This window comes from Streptomyces sp. TLI_053 (assembly GCF_900105395.1).
In the GTDB taxonomy this organism is placed as follows: domain Bacteria; phylum Actinomycetota; class Actinomycetes; order Streptomycetales; family Streptomycetaceae; genus Kitasatospora.
Window position 1 is genome coordinate 2,224,954 of the sequence record NZ_LT629775.1, and the last position, 15,671, is coordinate 2,240,624.

Genomic DNA, 15,671 nt, shown 5'->3' on the forward strand with positions numbered 1-15,671 from the left:
GTGGGTCCGCGGCCGGGGCGCGGATCAGATGTCGCGGAAGGTCTCGATCTGGGCGCCGATGGAGTTGAGGCGCTCGGCGAGGTCCTCGTAACCCCGGTTGATGACGTAGACGTTGCGGAGCACCGAGGTGCCCTTGGCGGCCAGCATCGCCAGCAGGATCACCACGGCGGGGCGCAGCGCGGGCGGGCAAACCATCTCGGCGGCGCGCCAGCGGGTGGGGCCCTGGACCAGCACCCGGTGCGGGTCGAGGAGCTTGATGTCCGCGCCGAGGCGGGTGAGTTCGGTGAGGTAGATGGCGCGGTTGTCGTACACCCAGTCGTGGATCATCGTGGTGCCGTGGGCGGCCGCGGCGATGGCGGCGAAGAACGGCACGTTGTCGATGTTGATGCCGGGGAAGGGCATCGGGTGGATGGTGTCGATCGGCGCGGTGAGCTTGGAGGGGCGCACGGTGAGGTCGACCAGCCGGGTGCGGCCGTTGTGGGCGCGGTACTCCGGGGTGCGGTCGTAGTCGAGACCCATGCCCTCCAGCACGGCGAGCTCGATCTCCAGGAACTCGATCGGCACCCGGCGGACGGTCAGCTCGGAGGAGGTGACCACGGCGGCGGCGAGCAGGCTCATCGCCTCCACCGGGTCCTCGGCCGGGGTGTAGTCGACGTCGCAGGTGATCTCGGGGACGCCGTGCACGGTGAGGGTGGTGGTGCCGACGCCGTCGATCCGCACGCCCAGCTTCTCCAGGAAGAAGCAGAGGTCCTGGACCATGTAGTTGGGCGAGGCGTTGCGGATGACGCTGACGCCGTCGTGGCGGGCGGCGGCGAGCAGGGCGTTCTCGGTGACGGTGTCCCCGCGCTCGGTCAGCACGATCGGCCGGTCCATCGGCGTGCCGGGCTGGACCGAGGCGTGGTAGGCGCCGCCGGTGGTGGCGACCTCCAGGCCGAACCGGCGCAGCGCGGTGAGGTGCGGCTGCACGGTGCGGGTGCCGAGGTCGCAGCCGCCGGCGTAGGGGATGGCGAAGGTGTCGGCGCGGTGCATCAGCGGGCCGAGGAACATCAGCACGCTGCGGGTGCGGCGGGCGGCCTCGACGTCCATGCCGGCCAGGTCGAGCTCGGCGGGCGGGGTGAGTTCGAGGTCGCGGCCGTCGTTGGTCCAGCGGCTCCTGACGCCGATGCTGTTGAGCACCTCGAGGATCCGGTAGACCTCCTCGATCCGGGCGACGCTGCGCAGGGTGGTGCGGCCGGTGGTCAGCAGCGAGGCGCAGAGGATCGCGACGCAGGCGTTCTTGCTGCTGCGGACGTCGATCGCGCCGGAGAGGGTGGTGCCGCCGGCGACCCGCAGGTGCATCGGGCCGGAGTAGCCGAGGGAGACGATCTCGCTGTCGAGCGCTTCGCCGATGCGGGCGATCATCTCAAGGCTGACGTTCTGCTTGCCCTGCTCGATGCGGTTGACCGCGCTCTGGCTGGTGCCGAGGGCCTCACCGAGCTGGGCCTGGGACCAGCCGCGGTGCTGACGCGCGGTACGGATGAGGGTGCCGATACGGGTGAGGTAGTCGCCTGTCACTCGCCAGACGATATCTCATGGCTGAGATAGCAACAGAACCCACCCCGGGCGTGGCGCTACTTTTGTCCGTTTCTCACCCCGTATGAGCGTCAGATCTTCACATCACGGCGAAGGTTCCGGGACGGTCCTGGGACAGAACTCTCCGGTGGAGGACGGCCCTCACGGCCCCGGCGGTTGCACGCGACCGCCGACACCCCTCCCCGCCCGGCCACCGCGGACGCCGCCGCCCGCCTCGTCCGGCGGGCCGAGCAGCACCCGGCCCCGCGGCGCCCCGGGCCGCCGCGGGGCCCGCGCGGAAGGCACGGGGCCTTCCGCGGGGGCGGCGCTCAGGCCTCCGGGTAGCGGCGGGGGGTCCAGGTGACGTCCGGGTGCGGGGCGCGGGGGACGTGCCGGGTCTGGGAGGAGCCGATCAGCAGGATGGTGCGCATGTCGACCTCGGCCGGGTCCAGTTCGCCGAGGGGGACGGTGCGGACCCGCTCGGTGGGGCCGCCGACGTCGCGGGCCATCACCACCGGGGTCTCCGGGGCGCGGTACTCCAGCAGCAGTTCCTTGGCCCGGCCGACCTGGGTGGTGCGGGACTGCGAGCCGGGGTTGTAGAGGGCGAGCACGAGGTCCGCCCCGGCGGCGGCGCGCAGCCGGGCCGCGACCACGTCCCACGGCTTGAGGCGGTCGGAGAGCGACACCACCGCGTAGTCGTGGCCGAGCGGGGCACCGGCCCGGGAGGCGGCCGCGTGCGCGGCGGTCATCCCGGGGACGATCCGCACCGGCACCTCGCGGTAGGACTCCTCGCAGGCGACCTCCAGCACCGCGGTGGCCATCGCGAAGACGCCCGGGTCGCCGGAGGAGACCACCACGACCCGGTGGCCCCGACGGGCCAGGTCGAGGGCGAACTCGGCGCGCTCGGACTCCACCTTGTTGTCGGAGCCGTGCCGGGTCTGCCCCGGCCGCTCCGGCACCCGGTCGAGGTAGGTGGTGTAGCCGACCAGGTCGGTCGCGGCGGCGAGGGCGCCGCGGGCCTCGGGGGTCAGCCAGAGCGGGCCGGCCGGACCGGTGCCGACGACGGTGACGCTGCCCGGGCCGCTCAGGTCGGGGGCCGCGGCCTCCAGCGGGGCGACCTTGCTGGGCAGTACGGCCACCGAGAAGTAGGGCACGGTGTCCGGGTCGACGGAGGCCAGCGGGGCGGTCCGCTCGCCGTCCATGAACGCCCGCTCGACGTACTGCGCGTCGGCCAGCCGGCCGGCCCGCTCCAGGGCGCGGCGCACGGTCGGGAAGGTGCGGCCGAGCTTCATGACCACGGCGGAGTCGGCGGCGGCCAGGCGCGCGGTCAGCTCCTCCTCGGGCAGCGTGCCGGGGATGACGGTGAGCGTCTCCTCGGCCTCGGTGAGCGGCTGGCCCAGCCGGGCCGCCGCGGCGCTGACCGAGGTCACGCCGGGCACCACCTCGGTCGGGTAGCGGTGCGCGAGGCGCTTGTGCATGTGCTGGTAGGAGCCGTAGAAGAACGGGTCCCCCTCGGCGAGCACCACCACGTCGCGGCCGGCGTCCAGGTGGGCGGCCAGGCGCTCGGCGGCCTCCTGGTAGAAGTCGTCCAGCGCGCCGCGGTAGCCGCCGGGGTGGTCGGTGGTCTCGACCGTGATCGGGTAGACCAGCTTCTCCTCGATCTGACCGCCCGTCAGGTACCGCTCGGCGATCGAGCGGGCGATCGACCGGCCGTGGCGCGCGCTGTGGTACGCCACCACGTCCGCCTTGCCGATGAGTTCGGCGGCGCGGACGGTCACCAGCGACGGGTCGCCGGGGCCGAGGCCGACACCGTAGAGCCGGCCGACGTCCCGCCGGTCGACGTGCCGCTCGAGGACTTCCTGATGGTCCGTCACTCTTCTTCGCTCGCAATCGCGTTGATCGCCGCGGCGGCCATCGCGCTGCCGCCGCGCCGCCCGCGCACCACCAGGTGCTCCAGACCGGCCGGGTGCGCCGCCAGGGCCTCCTTGGACTCGGCCGCGCCGATGAAGCCGACCGGTACGCCGATCACGGCGGCCGGGCGCGGGGCGCCGGCCTCGATCAGCTCCAGCAGGCGGAACAGCGAGGTCGGCGCGTTGCCGACGGCGACCACCGCACCCTCCAGCCGGGGCAGCCACAGCTCCATCGCGGCGGCGCTGCGGGTGTTGCCCATCGCCCGGGCCAGCTCCGGCACCGACGGGTCGGTGAGGGTGCAGATCACCTCGTTGTCGGCCGGCAGCCGCTTGCGCGTGACACCGCTGGCGACCATGTTCACGTCGCACAGGATCGGTGCCCCGGCCAGCAGGGCGGCACGAGCGGAGGCGACCGCGCCGGGCGAGTACACCAGGTCCTCGACCAGGTCGACCATGCCGCAGGCGTGGATCATCCGCACCGCGACCCGGGCGACGTCCGCGGGCAGTCCGGCCAGGTCGGCCTCGGCCCGGATGGTGGCAAAGGACTGGCGGTAGATGGACGCGCCGTCCTTCTCGTACTCGATCACGTGGTCCTCCGGGCCGCGGCGACCGCCGCGGCCATCTGCTCGTTCGTCACTTCCACGGCGGTGTCCCGCCCCTGGACGGCGTCCCGCCCCTGCGGACCGCCGGTCACCGCCACCCGGTAGCCCTCCCCGGTCGCCAGCACGTCCACCCGCCGTCCGGCGGGGTGGCCGCAGCGGCGTTCGCAGCCCGACCAGTGCACCGGCAGCAGGGCGGCACCCGGCTGCGGGCGCGCGCCCTCCTCCGGTACTGGGACGCCGTCCAGCGCCCGCGCCGCGTCGGCCCGGACGTCGGACCGCGACTTCGCGCAGCCCGGCAGCCCGGTGCAGGCGCTCGCGCCGTCCCAGGCCGTCCCGGCCGCCGTCCGGAAGCCCGCCGCCGCGAGCGCGGGGAGCCGGTCGGCCGGGGCGCCGGGCAGCACCGCGCCGCGCCACGGGGTCAGCCGCAGCTCACCCTCGGCGGCGTCCACCAGCGCCCGCCACTGCCCGGCCGTGGCCGCGCCGAAGCGCGGACCCACGTGCAGCCCGCCCCCCGGCAGGGCTCCGAGCGGCAGGCGGGGCCCGGTCGACGGCGGCAGCGGCACCGGGCCGGGCGGCAGCAGATCGGGCAGTTCGCGCAGGTGCCAGGCCCGCAGTCCGGCGGCGCGCTGCGCGTCCAGGAACTCCCGGGCCGCGTCCAGTGCCGCCTCGACCGCCCGCCCGGCCGGCACCGGCCGCGCGGTGGCGGCCCGGCCGAGGCGCAGCAGGGCGGTGCCGGCCGGACCTGCGATCAATGTCACATCGGCGTCCAGCGCGGCGACGTCCCCTCGGCCGTCGTCCAGGGCGAACAGGAACTTTCCGGACAGGCCGGTCGCCCAGGGGCTCGCGCACAGGGCCGCGTCGAGGGCGCGCGCCCAGGCCCGTACGTCGGCGGAGCCCTCGGCGGGCCCGGCGCCGGGGCCGGGCGAGGCGACGATGTTGCGGACCCGTTCATGGGTGTCGGAGGGCAGCAGGCCGGCGGCCCGCAGCCGCTCGGCGAGTTCGCCGCCGCAGTCCGAAGCCAGGCCGCGCAGCTGGACGTTGCCGCGCGAGGTGATCTCCGGCCGGCCGTCGCCGAGCGCCTCCGCCGCCTCGGCCAGCGCCAGTGCCTGACGGGCCGTCAGCAGCCCCCCGGGCAGCCGGACCCGGGCCAGGGCCCCGTCGTCGGCGGTATGCAGACGAAGGGCCCCGGGGCAGGCGTCCGAACGCGCCCGGTCGGGCACGGCGGCGCCCGCCACGACGGCGTCGGGTTCGGGAGGCATGGCGGCGAGCATACCGAGGATCCGACGGGTTGCCGCCGTACCGTCGATCACACCCCCGAGCCCGTGCGCACCGGCCGGAACCTGCACTCCCCCAGGTCAGCCTCACCCCGTACGATGCTCGCGGACGGTCCCCGCGGACCGTCCGCACGCCAGCGACGGCGCAGGGGAGGAAACCGGTGCGAACCCGGTGCGGTCCCGCCACTGTGACCGCGCTTCACCGGGCCTCCGGGGAAGCGCGGGAGCCAGGAACTCCTGCCGTCCTCCACCGGCCCGGGGCGCGGACCCCGAGGAAGGCTTGAAGCCATGCGCCGCCGCATGTCCGCGCCCTCGTGGTGCTCCATGGCGATGCCCATGCTGTTGACCTTGCCCGCAGAGGCTCGCCCACTCGCCTCCGGGCGCTCGGACCCGCCGTTGACGCTCTTCGCTCCGGCGCTCCTTCCTTCGTCATTCGCTTGTCACTCATCGCTTTCAACGCCGGCGCGCCCTTCGGCTCGGGGCGGTTCCGAGGCCGGGAGGGCCTTCGCATGATTCTGCTGCTGTCGACGTCCGACACCGACCTGCTCAGCGCCCGCGCGTCCGAGGGTCCGGTCCGCTACCGGCTCGGCAACCCGGCCCGGCTCACCGCCGAGGAGCTGCCCGACCTGCTGGAGGGCACCGAACTGGTCGTGGTCCGCCTGCTCGGCGGCCGCCGCGCCTGGCAGGAGGGCCTGGACGCGCTGCTGGCCGGCCCCCGTCCGGTGATCGTGCTGACCGGCGAACAGGCCCCCGACGCCCAGCTGATGGAGCTGTCCACCGTCCCGGCCGGCATCGCCGCCGAGGCGCACGCCTACCTGGCCCACGGCGGCGCGGCCAACCTGGCCGAGCTCGGTGCCTTCCTCTCCGACACCGTGCTGCTCACCGGCCACGGCTTCGCCCCGCCCGCCTCCGCCCCGGCCTGGGGCCCGCTGGAGCGCACCGCCCGCACCACCGAGGGCCCGACCGTCGCGGTGCTCTACTACCGCGCCCACCACATGAGCGGCAACACCGCCTTCGTGGAGACCCTCTGCCGCGCGATCGAGGACCAGGGCGCCCGGGCCCGCGCCTACTACTGCGCCTCGCTGCGCGGCGCCGAGCCGGAGCTGCTGGCCGCCCTCGGCGAGGCGGACGCCCTCGTCACCACCGTGCTCGCCGCCGGCGGCACCCGCCCGGCCGACGCCCAGGCCGGCGGCGACGAGGAGGCCTGGGACGCGGGCGCGCTCGCCGCCCTGGACCGGCCGATCCTCCAGGCGCTCTGCCTGACCTGGTCGCGCGCCCGCTGGGAGGAGAGCGACGACGGCCTGTCCCCGCTGGACACCGCCACCCAGATCGCCGTGCCGGAGTTCGACGGCCGGCTGATCACCGTCCCGTTCTCCTTCAAGGAGCTGGACGAGGACGGCCTCACCGTCTACGCCGCCGACGAGGAGCGCTCGGCCCGGGTCGCCGGCATCGCCGTCGCCCACGCCCGGCTGCGGCACGTCCCGGCCGCCGAGCGCCGGCTCGCGCTGGTGCTGTCCGCCTACCCGACCAAGCACGCCCGGGTCGGCAACGCCGTCGGCCTGGACACCCCGGCCAGCGCGATGCGCCTGCTGGAGCGGCTGCGCGCGGAGGGCATGGACATCGGCACCGACGTACCGGGTCTGGACACCGACGACACCGACGACGGCCACGAGGGCGACGCCCTCATCCACGCGCTGATCGCGGCCGGCGGCTACGACCAGGACTGGCTCACCGAGGACCAGCTCGCCCGCAACCCGGTGCGCATCCCGGCCGCCGACTACCGCCGCTGGTACGCGACCCTGCCCGAGGGCCTGCGCGAGCAGGTCGAGGAGCACTGGGGCCCGGCCCCCGGCGAGCTGTACGTCGACCGCTCGCAGAACCCCGACGGCGACATCGTGCTGGCCGGGATCCGCTCCGGGAACCTGCTGGTGCTCATCCAGCCGCCGCGCGGCTTCGGCGAGAACCCGGTCGCGATCTACCACGACCCGGACCTCCCGCCGTCCCACCACTACCTGGCCGCCTACCGCTGGATCGCCGCGGCGCAGTCCGACGGGGGCTTCGGCGCCCACGCCGTCGTCCACCTCGGCAAGCACGGCAACCTGGAGTGGCTGCCCGGCAAGACCGCCGCGCTGTCCGCCGAGTGCGGCCCGGACGCCGTCCTCGGCGACCTGCCGCTGGTCTACCCGTTCCTGGTCAACGACCCGGGCGAGGGCACCCAGGCCAAGCGCCGCGCCCACGCCACCCTGGTCGACCACCTGGTCCCGCCGATGGCCCGCGCCGACTCCTACGGCGACATCGCCCGCCTGGAGCAGCTGCTCGACGAGCACTCCAACATCGCCGCGATGGACCCGGCCAAGCTGCCCGCGATCCGCGCCCAGATCTGGACCCTGATCCAGGCCGCGAAGCTGGACCACGACCTCGGCCTGGACGAGCGCCCGGAGGACGACGGCTTCGACGACTTCCTGCTGCACGTCGACGGCTGGCTGTGCGAGATCAAGGACGCCCAGATCCGCGACGGCCTGCACGTGCTCGGCCAGGCCCCGGCCGGCACCGACCGGGTCAACATCGTGCTCGCCATCCTGCGCGCCCGGCAGATCTGGGGCGGCGTCAGCGCCCTGCCCGGCCTGCGCGAGGCGCTCGGCCTGGACGAGGCCGCGCCCACCCTCGGCGCCACCGACGCGGCCGAGGCGCAGGCCCGGGCCCTGGTCGAGGCGATGGAGGCGGCCGACTGGGCGCCCGAGGCGGTGGAGAAGGTCGCCGCCGGGCTTCCGGAGGCCGTTCACGAGGTGCTCGCCTTCGCCGCCACCCAGGTGGTGCCCCGGCTCGCCGCGACCACCGACGAGCTGGACGCCGTGCTGCACGCGCTCCGGGGCGGCTTCGTCCCGGCCGGCCCGTCCGGCTCGCCGCTGCGCGGACTGGTCAACGTGCTGCCGACCGGCCGCAACTTCTACTCCGTCGACCCCAAGGCCGTGCCCAGCAAGCTCGCCTGGGAGACCGGCCAGGCGCTCGCCGCCTCGCTGATCGACCGCTACCGGGCCGACAACGAGGGCACCCACCCGTCCTCGGTGGGCCTGTCGCTGTGGGGCACCAGCGCGATGCGCACCGCCGGCGACGACATCGCCGAGGCCTTCGCCCTGCTCGGCGTCCGCCCGGTCTGGGACGACGCCTCGCGCCGGGTCACCGGCCTGGAGGCGATCCCGCTGGAGGAGCTGGGCCGCCCGCGCATCGACGTCACACTGCGGATCTCGGGCTTCTTCCGGGACGCCTTCCCGCACGTGGTGGCGCTGCTGGACGACGCGGTCCGGCTGGCCGCCGCCCAGGAGGAGGCGGAGGCGGACAACTTCGTCCGCGCCCACGTCCAGGCGGACCTGGCGGTGCACGGCGACGAGCGCAAGGCCACCACCCGGGTCTTCGGCTCCCGCCCCGGCACCTACGGCGCCGGACTGCTCCAGCTGATCGACAGCCGGGACTGGCGCACCGACGCCGACCTCGCCGAGGTGTACACCGTCTGGGGCGGCTACGCGTACGGTCGCGGGCTGGACGGGCGTCCGGCCCGCGAGGAGATGGAGACCGCCTACAAGCGGATCACCGTCGCCGCGAAGAACACCGACACCCGCGAGCACGACATCGCCGACTCGGACGACTACTTCCAGTACCACGGCGGCATGGTGGCCACCGTGCGCGCGCTCACCGGCAAGGCGCCGACCGCCTACATCGGCGACTCGACCCGCCCGGAGACCGTCCGCACCCGCACCCTGACCGAGGAGGCGGCCCGGGTCTTCCGTGCCCGGGTGGTCAACCCGCGCTGGATCGAGGCGATGCGGCGGCACGGCTACAAGGGCGCCTTCGAGATGGCCGCCACGGTCGACTACCTCTTCGGGTACGACGCCACCACCGGCGTGGTGGCGGACTGGATGTACGAGAAGCTCACCCAGGAGTACGTGCTGGACCCGGTCAACCGGGAGTTCCTGGCCGGCGCCAACCCGTGGGCGCTGCACGGGATCAGCGAGCGGCTGCTGGAGGCGGCGAGCCGCGGGCTGTGGGAGCAGCCGGACCCGGCGCTGATCGAGCAGCTCCGGGCCGCGTTCCTGGAGACCGAGGGGGACCTGGAGGGCGAGGACGGCTGACCCGCGCTCGCGGGAAGGCCGCCGCGCCTTCCCGCGACGGCCGCAGCACGCACCCGCGAAGGCCGCCCCACCCTCGACCAGTACTCCGTTCGAGTGATCACGGGGCTGGTGACGGGGCCGCGCCAAGCGGACAATACGGGGCATGCCGCGCCCTCCCCTGCTCACCGGCCCCGCCGGTCCCCCCGGCCCCGCCGCCCCTGCGGCCGCCGTCGCCCGCCCCGGCCGGACGCTCGCCCGGTACCGGCCCCGGCTGGCGGCACTGGCCGCCGGGGCGCTGCCCGTGCTCGCCTTCCCGGCCCCCGGGGTGGCGGCGCTGGCCTGGGTCGCGCTGGTCCCCGGCCTGCTGCTGATGCGGGCGGCCCCGGGCGCCCGTGAGGCGGCGGTGCGCGGCTGGTGGTTCGGCGCCGGGTTCATCCTGACCGGGATGTCCTGGCTGACCCGCTCCATCGGCCCCGGACTGCCGCTGCTCGCGGTGGTGTTCGGGGCGCTCCAGGCCGGGGTGGGCGTCGCGGCGTGGCGGCTGCTGCGGCCGCCGCTGACGGTCGGGCGGGCACTGCTCGCGCCGGTGGTGGTCGCGGCGGTCTGGCTGACCACCGAGTACGCGCGCTCCTGGCACGCGCTGGGCGGTCCGTGGGCGCTGCTCGGTGCCACCCAGTGGCAGCACCCCGCCGTCCTGGCACTGGCCTCGGCGGGTGGGATCTGGCTGGTCAGCGCCGCGGTGGTGGCGGTCAACACCGCCGTGGCGGTGGCGCTCACCGCCGTCGACCCGCGGCCCAGGGCGGTGGCGGCGGTGTTCGCGGCGGCGGTGCTGGCGGCCGGGCCGCTGCTGTTCGCGCTCCGCCCGGCGCCGCCGGCCGCGCCCGCGGCGGGCGGTGCCGGGCCGGCCGAGGTGCGGATCGCCCTGGTGCAGCCGGGGATCGTGGACGAGCCGGGCGCCCGCTTCGAGGCGAGTGCCCGGGCCACCGCCGCGCTGGTCGGGCGGCCCCCGGTGGACCTGGTGGTGTGGGGCGAGTCCAGCACCACCGCCGACCTCGACCGCGATCCGGCGACGCTGGCCCGGCTGCGCGCGCTGTCCGCCGCCACCGGGGCCGAGCTGCTGGCCGGCGAGGACGCCCGGAAGTCGGACGGGCGGATCTCCAAGGACGCCGTCCTGGTGTCCCCGGACGGCGTGGTCGACCGCTACCGGAAGATCCGGCTGGTGCCGTTCGGCGAGTACATCCCGCTGCGGCCGGTGCTCGGCTGGGTGGCCGGGGTCAGCCGGGCGGCGGGCGAGAACCGGGCCCCCGGCACCGGCCAGCACCTGTTGCCGGCCGTGGACCGGTCCGGCCGCCCGCTGCCGGTGGGCACCCTGATCTGCTTCGAGTCGGCGTTCCCCGACATGGCGCGGACGGCCGCCCGGGCGGGGGCCAGGGTCCTCGTCTACCAGTCGTCGACCTCGACCTTCCAGCGCAGTTGGGCGCCCGAACAACACGTCTCGCTGGCCGCGATCCGGGCCGCCGAGACCGGTCGGCCGGTCGTCCAGGCCTCGCTCACAGGGGTGTCGGCGGCCTTCGACGCGCAGGGCCGCGAGTTGGCGCGGCTGGGCACCGACGGCACGGGCGCGCTGGTGGTGCGGCTGCCGCTGACGGCGCCGGACGCGGCCACCTGGTACGACCGGGTGGGCGACGTCGTCCCGCTGACGGCCGTGCTGGTCACGGCGGGGGCGGCCGCGGTCGCGGCGGCCGGGCGGCGGCGGGAACGGCGCGGGGCCGGTCCGGCCCAGGGGTGATCGCCGGACACCGCGCCCCGGCCGTCAGCCCACGTCGAGGACCAGCTTGCCGCGCGCGTGCCCCGATTCGACGAGTGCCAGGGCCTCGGCGGCGTGCGCCAGCGGGTAGCGGGCGGAGATGTGCGGGTCCAGTTCCCCGGCGGCCACGAGTTCGGCCAGGGCGACCAGGGTTCCGGGGGTGGTGGACCGGGTGATGTAACGGCCGCCCAGCTCCTGGGCGGTGGCCGGGTCGGTGGTGGTCACCAGCCGGGACCGGTCGGCCAGGGTCACCGCGGCGGCCCGGGCGTCCGCCCCGCCGACCAGGTCGAGGATGCCGTCGACGCCGTCCGGCGCGACCGCGCGGATCCGGTCCGCGACGCCCTCGCCGTACCGGACCTGCACCGCGCCCAGTGACTCGACATGGGCACGGTTGGAGTCACCGGCCGTGCCGACGACGCGGATCCCCCGGCTGCGGGCGATCTGCGCGGCGGCGCTGCCGACGCCGCCGGAGACACCGAGGATCAGCAGGGTCCGCCCGGCGCCCAGACCGATGTCGCGGACGGCGTCGTCGGCGGTCGCGGCCGCGACCGGCAGGGTGGCGGCCGCGTCGAAGCCGACCTTCGCCGGCTTCAGCGCGCTCGACCCGGCCAGCAGCAGCGTCTGTTCGGCGTAGGCGCCCGCCGCGACCAGTCCGAACACCTCGTCGCCGGGGGTGAACCCGGTGACGCCGGGACCGATCCGCTCCACCACCCCGGACGCCTCCGACCCCATCACGAAGGGCAGTGGGCGTTCCCGGCCGAGCAGGCCCCGGCGGACCTTCCAGTCCACCGGGTTCACCCCGGCCGCCCGGACGGCGACCGCCAGCTGCCCCGGTCCGGGCTCCAGTACGGGCCGGTCCAGGAACTCCTGCTTCTCCGGGCCGCCGTAGTCGACGAATCCGAACGCCTTGGCCATGCCCGCTCCACCTTCCGCTCCACGGCCCCCGCCCCAGCATGCGGGTGGGGGCCGGGGCCGGTCCGGTCCTGGTGGGCCGAACGGGGCGGACCGGCGGGACGACCCGACCGGCCGCGGGCCGCCCCGTCAGCCGCCGGACCGCACCACCGGGATCCAGAGCTCGGCCTCCGCCTCCGCCGCCTCCACGAGGGCGGCGACCCTCAGGATCTCCGGGCCCGGCCGGAACTCGTACGGGTTGGACGGGAACCACTGGGTGAAGACGTCCCGCCACATCTCCTGGAGCGCCCGCGGGAACGGCCCGACCGCACGGAACACCGCCCAGGTGCCGGGCGGGACCTCCCGCACGTCGAGGCCGTCCGGGACCTCGGCGTCCGGCCCGGCCGCCACCGCGTGGTAGTAGTCGAGCGGCACGCCCTGCTCCCGGCTGTCCGAGAAGAACTCGGTGACCGCGAGGATCCCGCGCGGCTCCTGCCCCGAGAGGGCCGTGATCCGCTCCACCTCGCCCGGCCCGAGCCCCCGGACGAACTCCGCGATGGCCGGGTTGACCCCCTCGTGCACCAACGGCACCCTGGCCCGGCGCCCGACGATCCTGAACGCCGGCTTCTCGACGATCCGGTACTCCATGCTGCTGCTCCCTTCGACGACGAGCCGGAAGGACATCCGGGGCTGGGAGACGAGCACCGTGCCGCTCCGCCGGGCCTCGCCCGGGCCGACGCCGTGCATCGCCCGGAACGCCCGGGCGAACGCCTCGCCCGAGCCGTAGCCGTAGCGGACCGCGACATCGAGCAGGGTCCGCTCCCCGGCCAGCACTTCGGCCCCCGCGAGGGTCAGCCGCCGGCGCCGGAGGTACTCCGACAGCGGCATGCCGGCCAGGGCCGAGAACAGCCGCCGGAAGTGGTACTCCGAGGTGGTCGCGATCCGCGCGAGCTCGCCCGCGTCGACCGTCCCGTCGAGGTGCTCCTCGATGTACTCCATGGCCTGGTTCAGCCGGTCCAGCATCCCGTTCCGCCCCGTCCTTCCGTTCCTGTGCTCCTCACCGTAGGCAGCGGCCACCCGGCCGGACCCGACATCCCGTGCCCGCTCCGGTCGGGTGGCCCGCGACGGTGCGGTCCGTCAGATCAGGCCCTGCGCCAGCATCGCGTCCGCCACCAGCTCGAAGCCGGCGATGTTGGCGCCCAGGACGTAGTCCCCGGGACGGCCGTACTTCTCCGCCGTGGTGTGGCAGGAGTCGTGGATGCCGCGCATGATCGCGGCCAGCCGCTCCTCCGTCCGCTCGAAGGACCACGCGTCGCGGGAGGCGTTCTGCTGCATCTCCAGCGCACTGGTCGCGACGCCGCCGGCGTTGGCGGCCTTGCCCGGCCCGAAGGCCACCCCGGCCTCCTGGAACACCCGCACCGCCTCCGGCGTGGTCGGCATGTTGGCGCCCTCGGCGACCGCCCGCACCCCGCCCCGGACCAGGGCCAGCGCGTCCGGCCCGGCCAGCTCGTTCTGGGTCGCGCAGGGCAGCGCCACGTCCACCGGGACGCTCCAGACGCCGGTGCCCTCCTGGTACTTGACGTGGCTGCCGCGCCGCTCGGCGTACTCGGTGAGCCGGCCGCGGCGGACCTCCTTGACCTCCTTCAGCAGGTCGAGGTCGATGCCCTTCTCGTCCACCACGAAGCCGGTGGAGTCGGAGGCGGTGACCACGGTCGCGCCGAGCTGCCGGGCCTTCTCGATCGCGTACAGCGCGACGTTGCCGGAGCCGGAGACGGCGACCCGCAGGCCGTCCAGCTCCTCGCCCCGGGCGCGCAGCATCTCGGCGGTGAACAGCACGCAGCCGTAGCCGGTGGCCTCGGTCCTGGCCTGGGAGCCGCCCCAGCCGATGCCCTTGCCGGTCAGCACGCCCGCCTCGTAGCGGTTGGTGATCCGCTTGTACTGGCCGAACAGGTAGCCGATCTCCCGGCCGCCGACGCCGATGTCCCCGGCCGGGACGTCGGTGTGCTCGCCGAGGTGGCGGTACAGCTCGGTCATGAAGGACTGGCAGAAGCGCATGATCTCGGCGTCCGAACGGCCCTTGGGGTCGAAGTCCGAGCCGCCCTTGCCGCCGCCGATGCCCAGGCCGGTCAGCGCGTTCTTGAAGATCTGCTCGAAGCCGAGGAACTTCACGATCCCGAGGTTCACCGAGGGGTGGAACCGCAGCCCGCCCTTGTACGGGCCGAGCGCGCTGTTGAACTCCACCCGGAAACCCCGGTTGACGTGCACCCGGCCCCGGTCGTCGGTCCACGGCACCCGGAACATCACCTGCCGCTCGGGCTCCACGATCCGCTCGACGATCCGCGCCTCGACCAGCTCCGGCCGTGCCGCCAGCACCGGACCGAGCGTCTCCAGCACCTCCCGCACGGCCTGGTGGAACTCGGGCTCGCCGGCGTTGCGGCGCAGCACCTCGGCGAGCAGCGACTCGAGGGCGGGGTCCTCGGCGTGGTGGGACGCGACGGGCACAGGGGTAGCCGGCATCTTGTGAGCACCTTCCATGGGGGTGGTCGAAAGACAGGCGCTCCCCCGCCCGGGGGGAGACGCCGGCGGTCCCCTCGCCATTGAGGGCGTCACGGCGCGCAACAACACCAGCGCGGCGACTCAGGACCGCTCGCAGGCGCCAGTCTCGCACTGCTCCCCCGCGTTTGTCCGCCCCTGTCGGATCGCGGCCGACCTCGGCTTTCGGTTCGTACGCGGCGCCGACCCTCCGTACACCTCCGGCCGAGATGTTGTTCAAATTGGAACTACCTAGTACCGTCGGGAGCCGAGTCCCAGGAGAACCGGCCGTCACGGAGGTCCAGCCATGCCGCAGGTGCAGCTGCCCCAGCAGCAGAACAATTCCCCGCAGGGCGCGCGCCCCGTCGACGGTGCCCGGGTCCGGTCCCGGGTGCGGATTCCGCTGACCTTCGCGGACGGGTACCGGGCCGAGGCCGAGGTGTTCACCTTCCACGGACTGACGGACGGGGCCGAGCACCTCGCGCTGGCCCTCGGCACCGTGCCGGAGGGCGGCACACCGCTCGTCCGGCTGCACTCGGAGTGCCTGACCGGGGACGTGTTCGGCTCCGACCGCTGCGACTGCGGGCCGCAGCTGCGCGAGGCGGTCGAGCGGATCTCCGACGCGGGCGGCTACCTGCTGTACCTGCGGCAGGAGGGGCGCGGTATCGGGCTCTACAACAAGCTCGACGCCTACGCGCTCCAGGACTCCGGACTCGACACGTACGACGCCAACACGGCGCTCGGCCTGCCGGAGGACGGGCGCGACTACACGGCGGCCGCGCAGATGCTCGACGCGCTCGGGGTGGACGGGATCGAGCTGCTGAGCAACAACCCCGACAAGGACGCCCAGTTGGCCGCCCTGGGTGTCACGGTCGAGCGCCGGGTGCCGACGGGTGTGCACCTGTCCGAGAGCAACGTCCGGTACCTGCGGGCGAAGGTGGAGCGGACGGGGCACTCGATCGAGCTGTCCCGGCTGGTGGGCTGAGCCGGGCGGGCCG

At 74.9% G+C, this 15,671-nt stretch carries 10 protein-coding genes and 1 riboswitch; of the genes, 3 read left to right on the plus strand and 7 right to left on the minus strand.

Going from position 1 to position 15,671, the window contains the following annotated elements; translation table 11 throughout:
- Window positions 1-24 precede the first annotated feature (24 nt).
- The 4 genes from BLU95_RS08735 to BLU95_RS08750 form a co-directional block, all read right to left on the minus strand.
- A complete protein-coding gene (locus BLU95_RS08735) occupies window positions 25-1,554 on the minus strand; it encodes a UDP-N-acetylglucosamine 1-carboxyvinyltransferase (RefSeq protein WP_093859490.1) in 1,530 nt (509 codons plus the stop codon).
- Between the two features lie 326 nt (window positions 1,555-1,880).
- The gene (locus BLU95_RS08740; protein ID WP_093859491.1) at window positions 1,881-3,425 is read right to left on the minus strand and encodes a precorrin-2 C(20)-methyltransferase; all 1,545 of its coding nucleotides are present in this window, start codon (window positions 3,423-3,425) and stop codon (window positions 1,881-1,883) included.
- Window positions 3,422-4,048 carry a precorrin-8X methylmutase gene (locus BLU95_RS08745; RefSeq protein ID WP_093859492.1) on the minus strand — a complete coding sequence of 209 codons (627 nt, stop codon included), beginning with the start codon at window positions 4,046-4,048 and terminating at the stop codon, window positions 3,422-3,424. The genes BLU95_RS08740 and BLU95_RS08745 overlap by 4 nt, the downstream gene beginning before the upstream one ends.
- A complete protein-coding gene (locus tag BLU95_RS08750) occupies window positions 4,045-5,322 on the minus strand; it encodes a ferredoxin-like domain-containing protein (protein WP_231978424.1) in 1,278 nt (425 codons plus the stop codon). Before BLU95_RS08750 ends, BLU95_RS08745 begins: the two co-directional genes overlap by 4 nt.
- Before the next feature lie 166 nt (window positions 5,323-5,488).
- A riboswitch (cobalamin riboswitch) is annotated at window positions 5,489-5,574 on the plus strand.
- 272 nt (window positions 5,575-5,846) lie between these two features.
- Between BLU95_RS08750 and cobN the strand changes: the two genes are divergently transcribed.
- Entirely contained in the window at window positions 5,847-9,464 is a 3,618-nt protein-coding gene (cobN, locus tag BLU95_RS08755) for a cobaltochelatase subunit CobN (RefSeq protein WP_093859494.1), read from the plus strand.
- Window positions 9,465-9,606: 142 nt separating this feature from the next.
- Entirely contained in the window at window positions 9,607-11,232 is a 1,626-nt protein-coding gene (gene lnt / locus BLU95_RS08760) for an apolipoprotein N-acyltransferase (protein ID WP_197698734.1), read from the plus strand.
- Window positions 11,233-11,256: 24 nt separating this feature from the next.
- On the opposite strand, the gene BLU95_RS08765 is transcribed toward lnt, so the two are convergent.
- The 3 genes from BLU95_RS08765 to gdhA form a co-directional block, all read right to left on the minus strand.
- Window positions 11,257-12,165, minus strand: a complete 909-nt coding sequence (locus tag BLU95_RS08765) for an NADP-dependent oxidoreductase (RefSeq protein WP_093859495.1) — start codon at window positions 12,163-12,165, stop codon at window positions 11,257-11,259.
- A gap of 126 nt (window positions 12,166-12,291) precedes the next feature.
- Window positions 12,292-13,164, minus strand: a complete 873-nt coding sequence (locus tag BLU95_RS08770) for an AraC family transcriptional regulator (RefSeq protein ID WP_093859496.1) — start codon at window positions 13,162-13,164, stop codon at window positions 12,292-12,294.
- Between the two features lie 114 nt (window positions 13,165-13,278).
- Window positions 13,279-14,658 (minus strand): NADP-specific glutamate dehydrogenase, encoded by a 1,380-nt coding sequence (gdhA, locus tag BLU95_RS08775; RefSeq protein ID WP_093859497.1) that lies wholly within the window; start codon window positions 14,656-14,658, stop codon window positions 13,279-13,281.
- 322 nt (window positions 14,659-14,980) lie between these two features.
- Here gdhA and BLU95_RS08780 point away from each other — a divergent pair, with 322 nt between their 5' ends.
- Window positions 14,981-15,658, plus strand: a complete 678-nt coding sequence (locus tag BLU95_RS08780; protein WP_093859498.1) for a GTP cyclohydrolase II — start codon at window positions 14,981-14,983, stop codon at window positions 15,656-15,658.
- The last annotated feature ends 13 nt before the right edge of the window (window positions 15,659-15,671 follow it).

What these genes read in the sequence shown, in the direction of transcription:
- cobN (WP_093859494.1), top strand. Translation starts at nt 5,847, where the DNA reads ATGATTCTGCTGCTGTCGACGTCCGACACCGACCTGCTCAGCGCCCGC.
- BLU95_RS08780 (WP_093859498.1), top strand. Translation starts at nt 14,981, where the DNA reads ATGCCGCAGGTGCAGCTGCCCCAGCAGCAGAACAATTCCCCGCAGGGC.
- gdhA (WP_093859497.1), bottom strand. Translation starts at nt 14,658, where the DNA reads ATGCCGGCTACCCCTGTGCCCGTCGCGTCCCACCACGCCGAGGACCCC.
- lnt (WP_197698734.1), top strand. Translation starts at nt 9,607, where the DNA reads ATGCCGCGCCCTCCCCTGCTCACCGGCCCCGCCGGTCCCCCCGGCCCC.
- BLU95_RS08750 (WP_231978424.1), bottom strand. Translation starts at nt 5,322, where the DNA reads ATGCCTCCCGAACCCGACGCCGTCGTGGCGGGCGCCGCCGTGCCCGAC.
- BLU95_RS08765 (WP_093859495.1), bottom strand. Translation starts at nt 12,165, where the DNA reads ATGGCCAAGGCGTTCGGATTCGTCGACTACGGCGGCCCGGAGAAGCAG.
- BLU95_RS08770 (WP_093859496.1), bottom strand. Translation starts at nt 13,164, where the DNA reads ATGCTGGACCGGCTGAACCAGGCCATGGAGTACATCGAGGAGCACCTC.